Source organism: Jeotgalibaca dankookensis, from assembly GCF_002005405.1.
Lineage (GTDB): Bacteria > Bacillota > Bacilli > Lactobacillales > Aerococcaceae > Jeotgalibaca > Jeotgalibaca dankookensis.
In genome coordinates, this window is the sequence record NZ_CP019728.1 from 718088 (window position 1) to 733305 (window position 15218).

The following is a 15218-nucleotide window of genomic DNA, read 5'->3' on the forward strand; positions in this document are numbered from 1 at the left end:
TGGGAAATGTGAAGACTGATATTCAAATTGCACAAGAAAATGATATGCTACCAATTATTGATATTGCGAATCAAATAGGGTTGAAACAGGCAGATTTAAATCTGTACGGAAACTATAAAGCAAAAATAAATTGGGATGCCGTTGATAAATTAAGAGATAATAAATCGGGTAAACTTGTGTTAGTCACCGCAATTAGCCCGACACCTGCTGGAGAAGGAAAATCGACCGTTACAGTAGGTTTAGGAGACGCCCTAACAAAGGCAGGGCAACGGACGATGATTGCCTTGCGTGAGCCTTCTATGGGTCCTACAATGGGAATGAAAGGTGGAGCGGCAGGAGGTGGCTATGCACAAGTACAGCCTATGGAAGAAATTAATTTACACTTTACAGGTGACTTCCATGCGATTACTTCCGCCAATAATGCACTCGCTGCTTTCATTGATAATCACTTGCAACAAGGTAATGAATTGGACATTGATGAGCGCCGTATTACTTGGAAACGGGTTATGGATATAAATGACCGTGCACTTAGAAATATCATTGTGGGTCTAGGTGGCCCAACGAATGGGGTTCCTCGTGAAGATGGCTTTGATATTACAGTGGCGAGTGAAATAATGGCAATCCTTTGTTTAGCAACATCTATAGCGGATTTGAAGGAACGGATTGGCAATATCGTTTTTGGTTATGATAGACAGCGGCGTCCTTTGACGGTCCGTGATTTAAAAATGGAGGGTGCCCTAACGTTGATCTTAAAAGATGCGCTAGAACCCAATTTGGTTCAAACGCTTTATCATACCCCTGCCCTTGTTCATGGGGGACCGTTTGCGAATATTGCTCACGGGTGTAATAGTGTCATTGCGACTCAAACAGCTTTAAAATTAGCTGATTATGTTGTAACTGAAGCTGGTTTCGGAGCTGATTTAGGTGCAGAGAAATTTTTAGATATCAAGGTCCCTGTATTGGGTAAGACGCCGGATGTTATTGTTATTGTCGCTACTATCCGTTCTTTAAAAATGCACGGAGGTATTAAAGTAGCCGATTTAAAAAATACTACGGATCCAAGTGCGGTTAAAAGAGGTTTTAGTAACTTAAAAAAACATATTGAGAATATGCAGCGCTATCATGTGCCAGTTGTAGTAGCGATTAATGCCTTTACACAAGACACAAAAGAAGAAGTAGCCGTTGTTGAGGCTGAATGTGAACGATTAGGTGTTTCTTGCCAAGTAACCGATGTATGGGGACAAGGTCCAGAAGGTGGTTTAAAATTAGCAGAAGCGGTTGTCAAAGCCTCTGAAAATAAACAAGACTACACTCCCTTGTATGAATGTTCAAATACGATAATAGAAGAGAAAATCAGTCGAATTGTAAAAGAAATTTATGGTGGAGAAGAAGTTCTTTATACACCTAAAGCACGTCAGCAATTGAAACAATTCACAAAGAATGGTTGGGATAAACTCCCCGTTTGTATGGCTAAAACCCAGTACTCACTATCAGATGATCCAAAAAAATTGGGGCGTCCACAAGGGTTTACAATTACAATCCGTGAATTTGTACCCAAAATTGGCGCCGGTTTTATTGTTGCTATGACAGGAGATATTCTGACCATGCCAGGCTTACCAAAACAACCTGCGGCTTTGAACATGGATGTTTTAGAAGATGGGACAGTAACCGGTCTATTTTAAAAGTGGATATAAAGCACTAAAAATACTAGTATTTAAAAGAAACTGAGGGTTGACTCGAAAATGAAAGATTTAAAAGCAGTTGGATTATCAAAGACGTATGGCATGAAAAAACTTTTTGAAGATATTACTTTTACAATTCGTGAAGGTGAATATGTTGGATTGATTGGGCAAAATGGTAGTGGTAAAAGTACCCTAATGAAAATAATTGCTGGTGAAGATTCAGCTGATACTGGGACTATTGAAACATCTAAAGACTACCGCATCAATTATCTCCCCCAAGATCCCATTTTAGATGAGTCGCAAACTATTTTCGAGGCCTTATATTCAAGTGAAACACCACTTATCCAAACTATTCGCCGTTATGAAGAGGCCATCAATAATTTTGCAAATTATAGTGAAGATATCCGTTACCAAGAGGCCTATGCACATGCCGAACAAGAAATGAATCGATTAGACGCGTGGCAAACGGAAACGCAGTATAAAACAATCTTAAATAAATTAGGCATTTCAGATTTAAATCTTAAAATCGGTAATCTGTCAGGTGGCCAAAGAAAGAGAATTGGCCTTGCCAAAGTTCTGATGCAAGCACCTGATCTGTTGTTATTAGATGAGCCAACGAACCATTTAGATGTAGGTGCAATTGTATGGCTTGAAAAATACCTTTCTCAATATAGAGGAGCGCTTCTATTAGTTACGCATGACCGTTACTTTTTAGAACGTGTAACGAATCAAATGATTGAGCTTAAAAATGGCGCTGTTGAAACCTATTCAGGTAATTACGCTTCTTATCTCGAACAAAAAGCAGAAAGAGAAGCCATTCAACAAAAAATGACAGAGAAACAAGCGAAACTTTATAAAAGTGAACTAGCTTGGATGCGAAAAGGTGCAAAAGCCCGGACAACTAAGCAACAGGCGCGTATCCATCGTTTTGAAAGTTTAGAAACAGAAGTCAAATCTGCTACTGGAGAAGAACAACAACTTGAAATCAATTTTGACAGTTCCCGTCTAGGAAGACGTGTCTTCCAATTGGAAGATGTGACTTTAAAAGCAGGCGATAAGACAATCTTAGAACATTTTAATCATATTTTTCAAGCTAAGGATCGTATTGGCATAGTGGGAGAAAATGGCTCTGGTAAAACAACGATTTTGAATTTATTAGCACGAGAAAAAGAGGCAGCTTCGGGAATTGTGACCGTTGGCGAAACAGTTAAAATTGGATACTATCGCCAAATTATGGAACCATTTCCAGAAGACAAGCGGGTCATTACTTATTTACAAGAAGTCGCTGAAGAAGCTAGGATTGCTGATGGAACAATTGTTAGTGTAACAGAGCTACTGGAAACCTTCTTATTTACACGCGACATGCATGGAAGCCTCATTCGTACCTTGTCAGGTGGCGAACGGAGAAGACTTTATTTATTAAAATTATTAATGAGTCAGCCTAACGTCTTGCTTTTTGATGAGCCGACTAACGATTTAGATATCGAAACTTTAACAGTTTTAGAAGATTACTTACAAAGTTTCCCTGGGGCTGCTCTCGTTGTCTCACATGACCGGTATTTCTTAGACAAGGTAGCTGAAAAGCTACTTGTTGTAGATGGGACAGAAGGTCCGTTCTTGTTTTACGGTAGTATGAGTGATTATCTAGAAGTTGCAGACGAGTTGTCAAAAGAAGTTACTCTAAAAGATAATAAAGCAAAAGAAAAACCAGAAATAAAAAGTGACAAAGCAAAATTGACTTACAGTGAGCAACTCGAATGGGATAGTATAGAAGAAGAAATCATGCTTTTAGAAGAAAGAGTAGAAGAATTAAAAGCCAGTATGCTTGAGCATGTAAGTGACTTTGTCAAATTAGGTGATTTACAAAAAGAAGTCGACGAACAAGAAGAAATCCTGGCCAAAAAATGGCACCGCTACGAATATTTAAGTACTTTTACAAGTGAAACATAGGAGAGGGGGAATAAAAATGACAAAACAATATTTAGAATTAGCACAAACAATATTAGACCATGGTATTGAAAAAGGAGACCGCACAGGTACAGGCACGAAAAGTATATTTGGTTATCAGATGCGTTTTGATCTGCAAAAAGGATTTCCTTTGCTTACAACGAAAAAAACAGCTTTTGGGCTGATTAAAAGTGAATTACTATGGTTCTTAAAAGGTGATACAAATATCCGTTACCTGTTAGAGAATAAAAACCATATCTGGGATGAGTGGGCATTTGAACGTTATATTGCAACTGACGCTTATCAAGGACCGGATATGACGGACTTTGGAAGACGCTCCCTTGAAGATGCTTCTTTTAAGAATCTTTATCAAGAGCAAATGGCAATTTTTAGAGAAAAAATTTTAACAGATGATGACTTTTCTAAAACTTATGGTGAGCTAGGTAATATTTATGGCTCACAATGGCGTAACTGGAAAACCAGTCAAGGTGAAACGATTGATCAAATTAAAGACGTCATTGAAATGATTAAAAAAAATCCGGATTCGCGTCGTTTGATTGTTTCTGCCTGGAACCCAGAAGATGTTCCAAATATGGCTTTACCGCCTTGCCATACACTTTTTCAATTTTATGTTGCAGAAGGTAAGCTAAGTTGTCAGCTTTATCAACGAAGTGCAGATGTATTCTTAGGAGTTCCTTTTAATATTGCAAGTTATGCTTTGTTAACCCATTTAATTGCAAATGAAACAGGCTTAGAAGTGGGCGATTTTGTTCACACAATGGGAGATGCTCATCTTTATTTAAACCATATGGACCAAATAAAAGAACAATTAACACGTGAAACTTACGCATTACCGGAACTTATTATCCATAGTCCTGAAAAATCTATTTTTGATATGGATAAAGAAGACATCGGCATAAAGGCTTACAAGAGTCATCCACGTATAAAAGCACCGATAGCAGTATAAAAGAGAGGGGTATGAAGATGATTATATTAATTTGGGCTGAAGATGAAACGGGCGCAATTGGTAAAGATGGTCATCTTCCTTGGCGTTTACCCAATGACATGCGCTTTTTCAAAGAAACAACTACTGGGCATGCCATCGTGATGGGAAGGAAAACGTTTCAAAGTATGAATGAGCGACCATTACCGAATCGTGACAACTATGTTCTGACGCGACAAGCTGATTATAAAAAATCGGGTGTACATATTATTCAGGACATAAAAGATTTACCACATGAAAGAGATGTATATGTTATCGGTGGGAGTGAAATTTACAAACTTTTTTTACCTATGGCTGATGTATTAATAAGGACAAAAATTGTTGGTGATTTTTCGGGAGATACTTTCTTTCCCGAAGTAGATTGGAATCAGTGGCAATTAACTGAAGAAATAATAGGACAAGAAGACGATAGAAATAAATATGCTCACTCTTTTCAAACATTTCACAGAAAATAAAATAGGAGAGTTTGGGTTTAAAAACCCAGACTCTCCTATTCTTTTTTTAAAAAATTAAACGTAAAGCAAGATGGTAAAATAGTGGAAAGCAGCACCAGCTAAAACAAATAGGTGCCAAATGACATGCATATAGGCTAGGTGATTTTTACTATAAAAGATAGTTCCTAAGCTATAAGCCAAGCCTCCTAAAATTAAAAGAATGAGGCCAGGTGTTCCCAAATGAAGACTGATTGGTTTAATAAGAAAAATGGCTAACCAGCCCATGCATAAGTAGAGGACGGTTGAGATTTTGTTAAACCTTCCAACGAAAAATATTTTCAAGATAACTCCTAAAAGTGCGATTCCCCAAACGGCCAGAAGAAGTATCTGTGCTTGGACGCCTTCTAGAGCAATGAGAGCAAAAGGTGTGTATGATCCTGCAATTAAGAAATAAATAGCAGCATGATCGACGTATTGGAAGATGGTTCTGAAACGCGTGAAATTAAAGCTGTGGTAGAGTGTTGAAGCGAGAAAGAGTAAAATCATCGACAGTCCATAAACCAGATATGCAACGAGATGAACGGTGCTACCAGAATTAATTCCCTTCTTAACGAGAAAAAACAGCGCAATTGTACTCAGAATCGTTCCAATTCCATGGGTAACGGCGTTCCAAATTTCAATAATGATTTTTTCTCGATTATTACTCAATGAATGATTAAACATATGAACCCTCCCCATTTCAGAAACAGTATTACAAACTAATAGAAGTATAGCATAATTAGTGCTAAAATAAAAAAGTAGTCTAACTTTTAAAGAAGGATGATTGCAATGAGAAAAAATATATTAAAAGGAAATTCTTTTTGGAAATGGGCTTTCTTTATTTTATTGCTCATAAACATCATTGTGTTTGGTTATATCATTAATTTATTTTTTGGATCTAGAACATCAACGGAGGCGGATATCTCTTCTAATCGTTCGAATAAAATAGAAACGGTTAAACAAGAAGAGCAAATTGAAGCGACCATTAGTTTAAATGGTCAAGAATTACAACTGTTACTTCAAACCATTTTAGAAATGGAAGCAGATCAGCAACAAGTCCCTAATATTTTAATTACTGATTCAATTATATTAACGGGTGAGATAGAGTTATTAGGGTTTCCATTAGAATATTTTATTGAGGCTGAGCCTTTTACTACTAATAATGGTAATTTGCAGCTAAAAGTAGCAAAGGTAAACATGGGTTCCTTATCCCTACCAATTGAACAATCATTAGAAATTATCCAAGGTTTTTTTAACCCATCTATACCTGTAGAAGTAAATGCAAGTGAACATTTCCTTGTAATCTTGTTAAGTGAAATAAAAACCGATTACTTTGAAGGGATTGAACTTAAAAAAATTGATAAAGAAAAACAAGAGTACACATTTAATATCAGCATTGCAAGCAAAAATTTGCTACAATAGTATTAGTAAAGAAATTGGAGGGAACACAATGGATTTACAATTTTATCAATTTGCCATGACTTTTCGAGATCCCTATAAGACCGATTCCTTAACCAAATTAGCGAATCGCTTAGACAAAGATACAGGTTTTCCTCGGAACCACTCTGATTATCATATATTATCCGATTACCTTGAATTAAGTGGTGAATACGAAGCTCATCTCGATGATTTTGATGAAATGTATCAGCTTTATAAAGAACGGAAACAAGCGTAAACCAAAATAAAAAAAAGTGAGGAATAAAAATGAGTGTACATATTGCAGCGAAACCAGGAGAAATTGCAGAAACAGTTTTATTACCAGGAGATCCTTTACGTGCCAAATATATAGCAGAAACTTATTTGGAAGATGTTGTACAATACAATTCTGTCAGAAATATGTTTGGATATACAGGAACTTATAACGGTAAGCGTATTTCTGTTCAAGGGACAGGTATGGGCTTACCATCTATCATGATATATGCAAATGAGTTAATCACGGAATATGGGGTTAAAAACTTAATTCGCGTCGGTTCAGCTGGAAGTATACAAAAAGATGTTCATATTCGTGACATTGTCCTTGCTCAAGGTGCAACGACTGACTCAAGTGTTGTAGCAAACATATTCCAAAACCAAGTGAACTTTGCACCATTAGCCAGCTTCAACCTTTTAAAAAATGCTCATGATCTTGCGAAAGAACGAGATTTAACGGTTCATGTTGGGAACGTCTTGTCATCCGATCGTTTTTATAACGCAGAACTTGATAAAAATAAATTAGCTGATTATGGTGTTTTAGCAATTGAAATGGAAGCAACCGGTTTATATATGTTAGCTGCCCAACATCAGGTTAATGCCTTAGCAATTTTAACGATTAGTGACCATATTTTAACTGGTGAAGAAACAACCTCTGAAGAACGTGAAAAAACATTTGATGACATGATGCTAATAGCATTAGACAGCGTTTTAAAGTAGGCATCTTTCTTCGAGAAAATAAGTAGGGGGGACCCGTAAATATGGATAAAAAAAAGAAAAAAAGAAAAATTGGTATTAAACTTCCCGTTTATTTTCTCTCCCTTTTTGTCGTAGCTTTAATATCTGTTGGCTTGACTTATTGGCTTGTAACAAATGGGTTGTTTCAAACGAACCCAATTGCACGAACCAATCCAGAATCAAAACAGCCAATCACTGAAATAAAAAATGTTGAGGGATTTCAAAATATTGAAGCGGTTTATGAAATTATCCTAAGTAACTATATTGAAAATGTTGATGAAAAAGATTTAATCGAAGGTGCTCTGTCAGGAATGGTAAGCGCTGTTCAAGATCCTTATAGTCAATACTTGAATATTGATGAGTCTGAAAATATGAACGATACAATCTCGGCTTCATTTGAAGGTATTGGAGCCGAAATTATGAGTATGGATGACCAAATTACCATTGTTTCACCTATAAAAGGCTCCCCGGCTGAAGAAAGTGGCCTTTTGCCTAATGATATTATTCTTAGTGCAGATGATGTTTCATTACAAGGGATGACAGCTACCGAAGCAGTCACACTCATTCGAGGCGAGCGCGGTAGTACGGTAACTTTAGAAATCAAGCGAGGGACACAAGTTTTCACCGTCGATATTGTTCGGGATACAATTCCAATTGAAACAGTAGGTTTTCATCTTGATGAAAATGATGATAAAATTGGTGTAGTTGCTGTTTATAATTTTGCGAGACCAACTTATCAAGAAATCGTTGATGCCGTTCAAGAATTGCGGACCCAAGGTGCTGAAAAATTTGTTTTCGATTTTAGACAAAACCCCGGTGGTCTCCTTGATCAAGCACTGAAAATAGCTAATATGTTTGTGGAAGATGGAGCAATACTTTTACAAACAGAAGAAAAAGGTTCTGAACCGTACATCATTCAAGCTAGTGACCAAGAATATGGGGCTTTCCAAATAAAAGAGCCTGCTGTTATGTTAATAGATGAGGGAAGTGCCAGTGCATCAGAGATTGTTGCAGGAGTTATGAAAGAAGAAGCCGAAGTACCACTAGTAGGTACTACTTCTTTTGGAAAAGGGACAGTTCAATCTATCTATCCTTTGACTGCTAAAAGCGAGTTAAAACTTACCGTCGCAAAATGGTTAACACCAGAAGGTAACTGGATACACGATGAAGGTATTGAACCCGATTATAAAGTTAATCTTCCCGATTATGCGTTTCTAACGCTTATTGATACTTCAGAGACTTATGAATTAGGTGCAGTATCAGAGGCAGTAAGTAATGTGGAAGAAATTTTGGAGGCTGTAGGTTATGCAGTTACCGCTGATGGCTACCTCGACTATGATACTGTAGCAGCTATTGAACAAATTCAGGTAGACAACCAATTAAAACCAAGTGGAGTACTAGATGATGAAACAGCCCGTGTTTTAACTGAAGAATTGAGAGAAGTTATCCAAGATAATGATACGCAGTATGCAAAAGCAATTGAAGTTCTAGAGGGTTTGAGTGAGTAAATGAAAAAATCACTTTCTGATTGTATTTGGGATTGGTTTAAAGCGTTTCTAGTCGCATTTTTAATAGCCTTATCCATTCGTTATTTTGTTCTTATCCCTCTAAAAGTAGTGGGTGACTCAATGAGTCCCACCTTAGAACCGGATACTTATATTTTATATAGTAAAAACAAAAAAGTTGATCGTTTTGATATCGTTCTATTTCATGATGCTAACAACCAAGTTTTTATTAAACGTGTCATTGGCTTGCCCGGTGAGACAATTGTATACCAGGACGATCAGCTTTTTATAAATGATAAAAAAGTATCGGAACCTTTCCTTCATAATGATTTAGATGAGGAGCAAGTTTTTACTACAGATTTTCCATTGTCTGAAGATTTAGATAATAAAAAAATACCAGTGGATAGCTATTTTGTTTTAGGCGACAATCGTCCACGTAGCAAAGATAGTCGCATGCTCGGTTTTATTCCGATCGAAGCCATTGAAGGTAAAGCAAGATTGGTAATCTATCCACTCGATCAATTTTCTATATTAGACTAATTAATTTACAAGTGAAAGGAGTGTGGCCGTATGGATCATTTAGAAAATGAACGTGAGTCTAATCAGTACGATTATAAAAATCCAAAGCAATCAAGAATGAACAACTTCATTAAAGAAACTGTTAATATATTATTGTCTGTACTGGTGGCTTTTATTTTATTTGTTTTTATCCGTACGTTCCTTTTCTTTCCTTTTGAAGTGGTTGGACAATCAATGGAACCAACGCTCTTAAGTGGTGATCGCTTAATCTTAAATCGTCTAGGGAGTGTGGACCGGTTTGATGTGGTCGTTTTTCCTGCACCAGACGATCCCAACAGTGGTGAAGAGTACGTCAAACGGATTATAGGTTTGCCAGGGGACGAAATTAAGTATATAGAAGATAATTTATATATAAATGGAAACTTAATAAATGAACATTATTTGGAGCCTTCGAAAGAAGAACTGCAAAAAAAATTAGAAGAGAATCCGGAGCAAGTAAACTTTACTCAAATAACAAATGACTTTTCGTTATTAGATATATCTATCGGTGATTCGGCTGTTGTTCCACCAGACACTTACTTTGTGTTAGGCGATAACCGACAAAATTCTAAAGATAGTCGGGTGTTTGGTTTTTTGAATCAAGAAACGGTTGAAGGTACAGCTAGTTTGAGAATTTGGCCGTTAAATCGTATTGGTTTTCTAGAAAAAAATGAATAATAAAAAAATGGCTGGAGCTTAGCTCCAGCCATTTCTAAGGTAATGGAGGAGTGAGCGTATGGTTATTCAATGGTTCCCAGGACATATGGCGAAAGCTAAAAGACAAGCAATTGAAAACAGAAACATGGTTGATATCGTTCTTGAATTAGTAGATGCACGAATACCCATTTCAAGCCGGAATCCTTTGATGGATGAAATTGTTGGTGGAAAACCACGTTTGATTATTTTGAATAAAGCAGATTTAGCTGATAGCAACATGACTAATGATTGGTTAGAATATTTTAATCACCCAGAGCATAATCAAAAAGCTATTGCGGTTAATGCTTTTAATCAATCGGATATTAAAAGAACTAAAAACATTATTAAAGAGATGATGATTGAAAAAATGGCTGCGCGGGAAGCAAGGGGAATAAAGCCACGTGCGATTCGATTAATGGTCTTGGGAATCCCAAATGTGGGTAAATCAACTTTTATTAACCAAATTATCAAACGAAATCGTGCGAAAACTGCTAACAAACCTGGCGTTACCCAGCATCAACAATGGTTAAAAATCGAGAATGATTTTGAATTACTTGATACACCGGGAATTCTCTGGCATAAGTTTGAGGATCAAGCGATCGGCATGAAGCTGGCTTTAACAGGTGCCATTAAAGACACACTGTTTCATAAAGATGACATTGCGCTTTATGCTTTAGAGCTATGGACGAATAGATATCCTGGCCGTCTTAAACAGGTCTACCGCTTAGATGAATCACTTGGCAAAGAATCATATCCAGATATGCTAATGGCCTTAACTGAACAGTTAAATTTTGGCGATGAATATGATCGGGCAAGTGAAAAATTAATATTTGATATCCGTGATGGAAAACTTGGTACCTTTACATTGGATGAGGTACCTGAAAATACAAATTCACAATAGAGGTTAGTATGGAAAAAAAACAGACAATTGCTGAAATAAGAGAACGATTATCACAAATTACGGATCCAGAAGAGGCAGTATTTGCCGAATTATTACAGGATACTCGAAAAGGTATCCAATTAGAAATAAAGCGTTGGCAAAATAATTATCAAAAAAAAATACAGTTACTTCAACATCAAGAAACGATGTTATACCACGAAAATGTATTATCTAAGCAAGGTTTTACTACTATAGCAGGAATTGACGAGGTTGGACGAGGACCGTTAGCTGGTCCAGTAGTTGCAGCTGCTGTTATCCTTCCACAGGACATGCCAGCTTTGCCTATCAATGATTCAAAAAAACTTTCAAGAGCCGTTCGGGAAGAATTGTATGCCATTATAATGGAAAAAGCACAAGTGGGAATCGGTATTATTGATAATAAGGTTATTGATAGTGTAAACATTTATCAAGCCACTAAATTAGCTATGATGCAAGCTGTTAACAATTTAAACCTACAACCGGATGCTTTATTAATTGATGCTATGAAACTGCCTTTAGCCCAAAAACAAGTATCTCTAATAAAAGGAGATTTGAATTCTTATTCCATAGCCGCAGCTAGTATTGTTGCAAAAGTCTACCGTGATCAAATGATGACGGATTATGCGAAAGAGTATCCCCACTATGGATTTGAAAAAAATGCTGGGTATGGGACAAAAGCTCATTTAGATGGATTACACAAGTATGGCTTAACTTCCATCCATCGAAAAAGTTTCGAACCTATCAAAACAATGGTTAGAAATCAATAAAAAAGGTTTTAACTCTTTTTTCTCTATATATAGGTAGAGAAAAGGGGGTTTTTTTGTGCAAAATGAAGTGAGAGAAAAATTAATTGATTGTTCGTTAATGAATGTTTTTAGTATTGATCAGATGTTAGCGATATTAGATACTCTAGTAGCAGAACCTGACTTATCTTTAGAAGATATTCTTTTAAGAAGAAAACTGATGTCTTCTCAAAAGGCTGCTCTTAAAAAAATGGATCAAATTAGAGAACGGCTAAAAAAAGAAGCGATTACAACTTCCAGAGAGCAAACATTAAATGCTGGTATAAAAATTTGTACCATCCTTGATTCAGATTATCCTTTTGAATTGAAAGAGATTTATCAACCACCTGTTGTTATCTACTACCAAGGCGATTGGGATTTAACAAAAGGCCGGAAATTGGGAGTCGTAGGAAGTAGAACTGCTTCTGAATATGGAAGACTTGTATTAAGAAAAATGATACCTGAATTAGTATGCAAAGGCGTTACAACGATTAGCGGTCTAGCAAAAGGGATTGATCAAGAAGCTCATATTCAAACACTCAAAGCTGGGGGTAAGACTGTTTCCGTTATTGGGACAGGATTAAACTATTTTTATCCTTTAGAGAATAAAATCCTACAGGAAAAACTTACGAGAGAACAGCTTGTTTTAAGTGAATATCCCATCAATACCGGTCCACAACGCTATCATTTTCCTTTGAGAAATCGCATTATCGCAGGTCTGAGCCAAGGAACTTTAGTAGTTGAAGCGAAGGAGCGTTCGGGGAGTTTAATTACTGCGAACGTTGCTTTGCAAGAAAACCGCGAAGTTTTTGCAATACCAGGTAGTGTGTTAGAATCAAGTTATGCAGGTACAAATCAATTAATTCAAGCAGGAGCAAAACTCGTCACAAATGCCTCTGATATTTTTTCAGAAATGGCTTATTTATGGAAAATGTCTGACTCGTAAAATTTTAAAAAGAATAATTATTTGACAAAGGTCTATTTGGTGGCATAAGATGATTAACGATTTTAGATTCATCAAAAAGACAAGATCTAAATGGAAGGAGTTTTCCTTTGGCGTATAAATATTTGGTGATTGTTGAATCACCTACCAAAGCAAAAACAATTGAAAAATATCTCGGACGTAATTACAAAGTAGTAGCAAGTAAAGGACATCTGCGTGACTTACCAAAAAGTAGAATGGCAATCGACTTTGAAAACGACTATGCACCTGATTATATTTCTATCAGAGGTAAAGGTCCAATCATAAAAGAGCTTAAAAAATATGCAAAAAAAGCTGAAAAAGTCTTTTTAGCTTCTGACCCGGATAGAGAAGGAGAAGCAATTGCTTGGCACTTAGCACACCTATTAGGATTAGAACCAAACGATAATATTCGTGTCGTTTACAATGAAGTAACTAAAGATGCCGTCAAGCAAGCAGTTAAAAATCCACGACCTGTTAATATGGATTTAGTGTCGGCCCAACAGGCACGACGGATCCTTGATCGAATCGTAGGTTACTCTATTTCCCCTATACTATGGAAGAAAGTGAAAAAGGGATTAAGTGCTGGGCGAGTTCAATCGGTGGCTTTGAAGCTGATTATTGACCGTGAAGAAGAAATTAAACATTTTGAGCCAGTAGAATCGTGGACCTTAGATGGTACTTTTCAAAAGGATAAACATGTTTTTAACGCTGCTTTCTATGGCCTAAATGAGAAAAAAAGATTGAAACTAAATAATGAATCTGAAGCTCAAGAAGTATTAGCTAAATTAAAAGGCAATGAGTTTATGGTTTCAAATGTTGAAAAGAAAGAACAAAAAAGAAACCCATCTGCACCTTTTACAACTTCAAGTTTACAACAAGATGCAGCGAACAAATTAAATTTTAGAACTCGTAAAACCATGATGGTTGCACAACAATTATACGAAGGTATTCCACTAGGTAAAGCTGGTACAGTCGGATTAATTACTTATATGCGTACGGACTCCACACGTATTGCGGAAAGTGCAGTAGCCGAAACGCACCAATTTGTTATTGATGAATACGGTAAAGAGTTTGTTGCTAAAAAATCGAAGACAGTTAAACAAGCAGGTGGATCACAAGATGCCCACGAGGCGATTCGCCCATCAAGTGTCTTGCGAAAACCAACTGATATTGAAAGTTATTTAACTAAAGATCAATTTAAACTTTATCAACTTATCTGGTCTCGTTTTGTAGCAAGCCAAATGATGCCCGCCATTTTTGATACTATGCGTGTTAGTATTGTTAATCAAGATTTAGTGTTTCGTGCTAATGGATCAAAAGAAAAATTTGCCGGTTATCGAAAAGTTTATGAAGATACGAAAACAAAGGACAACATATTACCAGATTTAGAAGTTGGTGATACGGTCTTTTCTAAAGACATCATTCCAAACCAACATTTCACGCAACCACCTGCCCGTTATTCTGAGGCAACTTTAATTAAATCGTTAGAAGAGAATGGTGTTGGTCGTCCTTCAACTTATTCCCCGACAATTGAGACGATTCAAAAACGTTATTATGTTAAGTTAAACGCAAAACGCTTTGAACCCACAGAATTAGGAACGATTATACACCAATTAGTGGATGCTTATTTCCCTAATATTGTTGATATTTCTTTTACTGCTAATATGGAAAAAAAGCTGGATGAAATTGAGTTAGGTAAGTTAGAATGGGTAGAAGTGATTGATGAATTTTATAAACCATTTGAAGAGCATGTTGTTAAAGCAGAGTCTGAAATGGAAAAAATCGAAATAAAAGATGAACCAGCTGGGTTTGATTGTGAAGTCTGTGGAAGTCCAATGGTTATTAAAATAGGTAAATATGGTAAATTTTATGCATGTAGTAATTTCCCAGAATGCCGCAATACAAAAGCAATTGTTAAAAAAATTGGAGTAACGTGTCCAACATGTAAAAAAGGTGAAGTCATTGAGCGAAAATCGAAGAAAAACCGAATTTTTTACGGTTGTGATCGCTACCCAGAGTGTGAATTTGTATCATGGGACAAACCAGTTGCCCGTAACTGCCCGAAATGTAATCACTATTTAGTTCAGAAAAAGGTACGTGGCGGACTGCAAGTAAAATGTAGTAATTGCGATTACGAAGAAGAAGTTCAAAAATAAATATAAAATCGAAGAGAAGCATCCTGCTTCTTTTTTTGGTATCATGAAATATGTAAGCGATTATTTATAAAAGTGAATTGAATTATTCTGTTTCCTATGATAATTT

The 15218-nt window shown here is 36.4% G+C and carries 15 protein-coding genes; 14 read left to right on the plus strand and 1 reads right to left on the minus strand.

The annotated features are described in order from the left end of the window. Positions 1-8: 8 nt before the first annotated feature. The 4 genes from BW727_RS03455 to BW727_RS03470 are packed head-to-tail and all read left to right on the plus strand — an operon-like array spanning position 9 to position 5087. Positions 9-1682, plus strand: coding sequence for a formate--tetrahydrofolate ligase (locus tag BW727_RS03455; RefSeq protein ID WP_062470563.1), 1674 nt, complete (start codon positions 9-11; stop codon positions 1680-1682). Positions 1683-1742: 60 nt separating this feature from the next. Next, positions 1743-3632, plus strand: a complete 1890-nt coding sequence (locus BW727_RS03460; protein ID WP_062470506.1) for an ABC-F family ATP-binding cassette domain-containing protein — start codon at positions 1743-1745, stop codon at positions 3630-3632. Between the two features lie 16 nt (positions 3633-3648). Beyond that, positions 3649-4596, plus strand: coding sequence for a thymidylate synthase (locus BW727_RS03465; protein ID WP_062470503.1), 948 nt, complete (start codon positions 3649-3651; stop codon positions 4594-4596). A 17-nt stretch (positions 4597-4613) separates the two neighbouring features. Next, complete coding sequence (locus BW727_RS03470; RefSeq protein WP_062470500.1) at positions 4614-5087, plus strand: dihydrofolate reductase; 474 nt, start codon at positions 4614-4616, stop codon at positions 5085-5087. A gap of 54 nt (positions 5088-5141) precedes the next feature. Here BW727_RS03470 and trhA read toward each other — a convergent pair whose 3' ends face one another. Further along, a complete protein-coding gene (gene trhA, locus BW727_RS03475; protein ID WP_062470497.1) occupies positions 5142-5789 on the minus strand; it encodes a PAQR family membrane homeostasis protein TrhA in 648 nt (215 codons plus the stop codon). Positions 5790-5894: 105 nt separating this feature from the next. On the opposite strand from trhA, the gene BW727_RS03480 reads away from it, so the two are divergent. From BW727_RS03480 to topA, 10 genes are all read left to right on the plus strand, one after another. Beyond that, on the plus strand, positions 5895-6527 hold the full coding sequence (locus BW727_RS03480) for a YpmS family protein (protein WP_062470494.1): 633 nt from the start codon (positions 5895-5897) through the stop codon (positions 6525-6527). 28 nt (positions 6528-6555) lie between these two features. After that, positions 6556-6780, plus strand: a complete 225-nt coding sequence (locus tag BW727_RS03485; RefSeq protein ID WP_062470491.1) for a YozE family protein — start codon at positions 6556-6558, stop codon at positions 6778-6780. A gap of 29 nt (positions 6781-6809) precedes the next feature. Next, positions 6810-7514, plus strand: a complete 705-nt coding sequence (gene deoD, locus BW727_RS03490; RefSeq protein ID WP_062470488.1) for a purine-nucleoside phosphorylase — start codon at positions 6810-6812, stop codon at positions 7512-7514. A 41-nt stretch (positions 7515-7555) separates the two neighbouring features. Further along, positions 7556-9040: a S41 family peptidase gene (locus tag BW727_RS03495; protein ID WP_062470485.1), complete on the plus strand. Its 1485-nt coding sequence runs from the start codon at positions 7556-7558 to the stop codon at positions 9038-9040. After that, positions 9041-9577, plus strand: a complete 537-nt coding sequence (lepB, locus tag BW727_RS03500; RefSeq protein ID WP_062470482.1) for a signal peptidase I — start codon at positions 9041-9043, stop codon at positions 9575-9577. A gap of 30 nt (positions 9578-9607) precedes the next feature. After that, the gene (gene lepB / locus BW727_RS03505) at positions 9608-10273 is read left to right on the plus strand and encodes a signal peptidase I (protein ID WP_062470480.1); all 666 of its coding nucleotides are present in this window, start codon (positions 9608-9610) and stop codon (positions 10271-10273) included. Between the two features lie 58 nt (positions 10274-10331). Continuing rightward, the gene (gene ylqF, locus BW727_RS03510; RefSeq protein WP_062470477.1) at positions 10332-11192 is read left to right on the plus strand and encodes a ribosome biogenesis GTPase YlqF; all 861 of its coding nucleotides are present in this window, start codon (positions 10332-10334) and stop codon (positions 11190-11192) included. Positions 11193-11200: 8 nt separating this feature from the next. Next, complete coding sequence (locus BW727_RS03515) at positions 11201-11977, plus strand: ribonuclease HII (RefSeq protein WP_062470474.1); 777 nt, start codon at positions 11201-11203, stop codon at positions 11975-11977. Between the two features lie 55 nt (positions 11978-12032). Continuing rightward, positions 12033-12938 carry a DNA-processing protein DprA gene (gene dprA / locus BW727_RS03520; RefSeq protein WP_062470471.1) on the plus strand — a complete coding sequence of 302 codons (906 nt, stop codon included), beginning with the start codon at positions 12033-12035 and terminating at the stop codon, positions 12936-12938. 107 nt (positions 12939-13045) lie between these two features. Beyond that, positions 13046-15112: a type I DNA topoisomerase gene (gene topA, locus BW727_RS03525; protein WP_062470468.1), complete on the plus strand. Its 2067-nt coding sequence runs from the start codon at positions 13046-13048 to the stop codon at positions 15110-15112. The last annotated feature ends 106 nt before the right edge of the window (positions 15113-15218 follow it).

Bases quoted from the DNA above. Each gene is read 5' to 3' on its own strand.
- lepB (WP_062470482.1), top strand. From the start codon at position 9,041: ATGAAAAAATCACTTTCTGATTGTATTTGGGATTGGTTTAAAGCGTTT.
- BW727_RS03465 (WP_062470503.1), top strand. From the start codon at position 3,649: ATGACAAAACAATATTTAGAATTAGCACAAACAATATTAGACCATGGT.
- lepB (WP_062470480.1), top strand. From the start codon at position 9,608: ATGGATCATTTAGAAAATGAACGTGAGTCTAATCAGTACGATTATAAA.
- ylqF (WP_062470477.1), top strand. From the start codon at position 10,332: ATGGTTATTCAATGGTTCCCAGGACATATGGCGAAAGCTAAAAGACAA.
- BW727_RS03480 (WP_062470494.1), top strand. From the start codon at position 5,895: ATGAGAAAAAATATATTAAAAGGAAATTCTTTTTGGAAATGGGCTTTC.
- trhA (WP_062470497.1), bottom strand. From the start codon at position 5,789: ATGTTTAATCATTCATTGAGTAATAATCGAGAAAAAATCATTATTGAA.
- BW727_RS03485 (WP_062470491.1), top strand. From the start codon at position 6,556: ATGGATTTACAATTTTATCAATTTGCCATGACTTTTCGAGATCCCTAT.
- BW727_RS03515 (WP_062470474.1), top strand. From the start codon at position 11,201: ATGGAAAAAAAACAGACAATTGCTGAAATAAGAGAACGATTATCACAA.
- BW727_RS03460 (WP_062470506.1), top strand. From the start codon at position 1,743: ATGAAAGATTTAAAAGCAGTTGGATTATCAAAGACGTATGGCATGAAA.
- BW727_RS03470 (WP_062470500.1), top strand. From the start codon at position 4,614: ATGATTATATTAATTTGGGCTGAAGATGAAACGGGCGCAATTGGTAAA.
- deoD (WP_062470488.1), top strand. From the start codon at position 6,810: ATGAGTGTACATATTGCAGCGAAACCAGGAGAAATTGCAGAAACAGTT.
- BW727_RS03495 (WP_062470485.1), top strand. From the start codon at position 7,556: ATGGATAAAAAAAAGAAAAAAAGAAAAATTGGTATTAAACTTCCCGTT.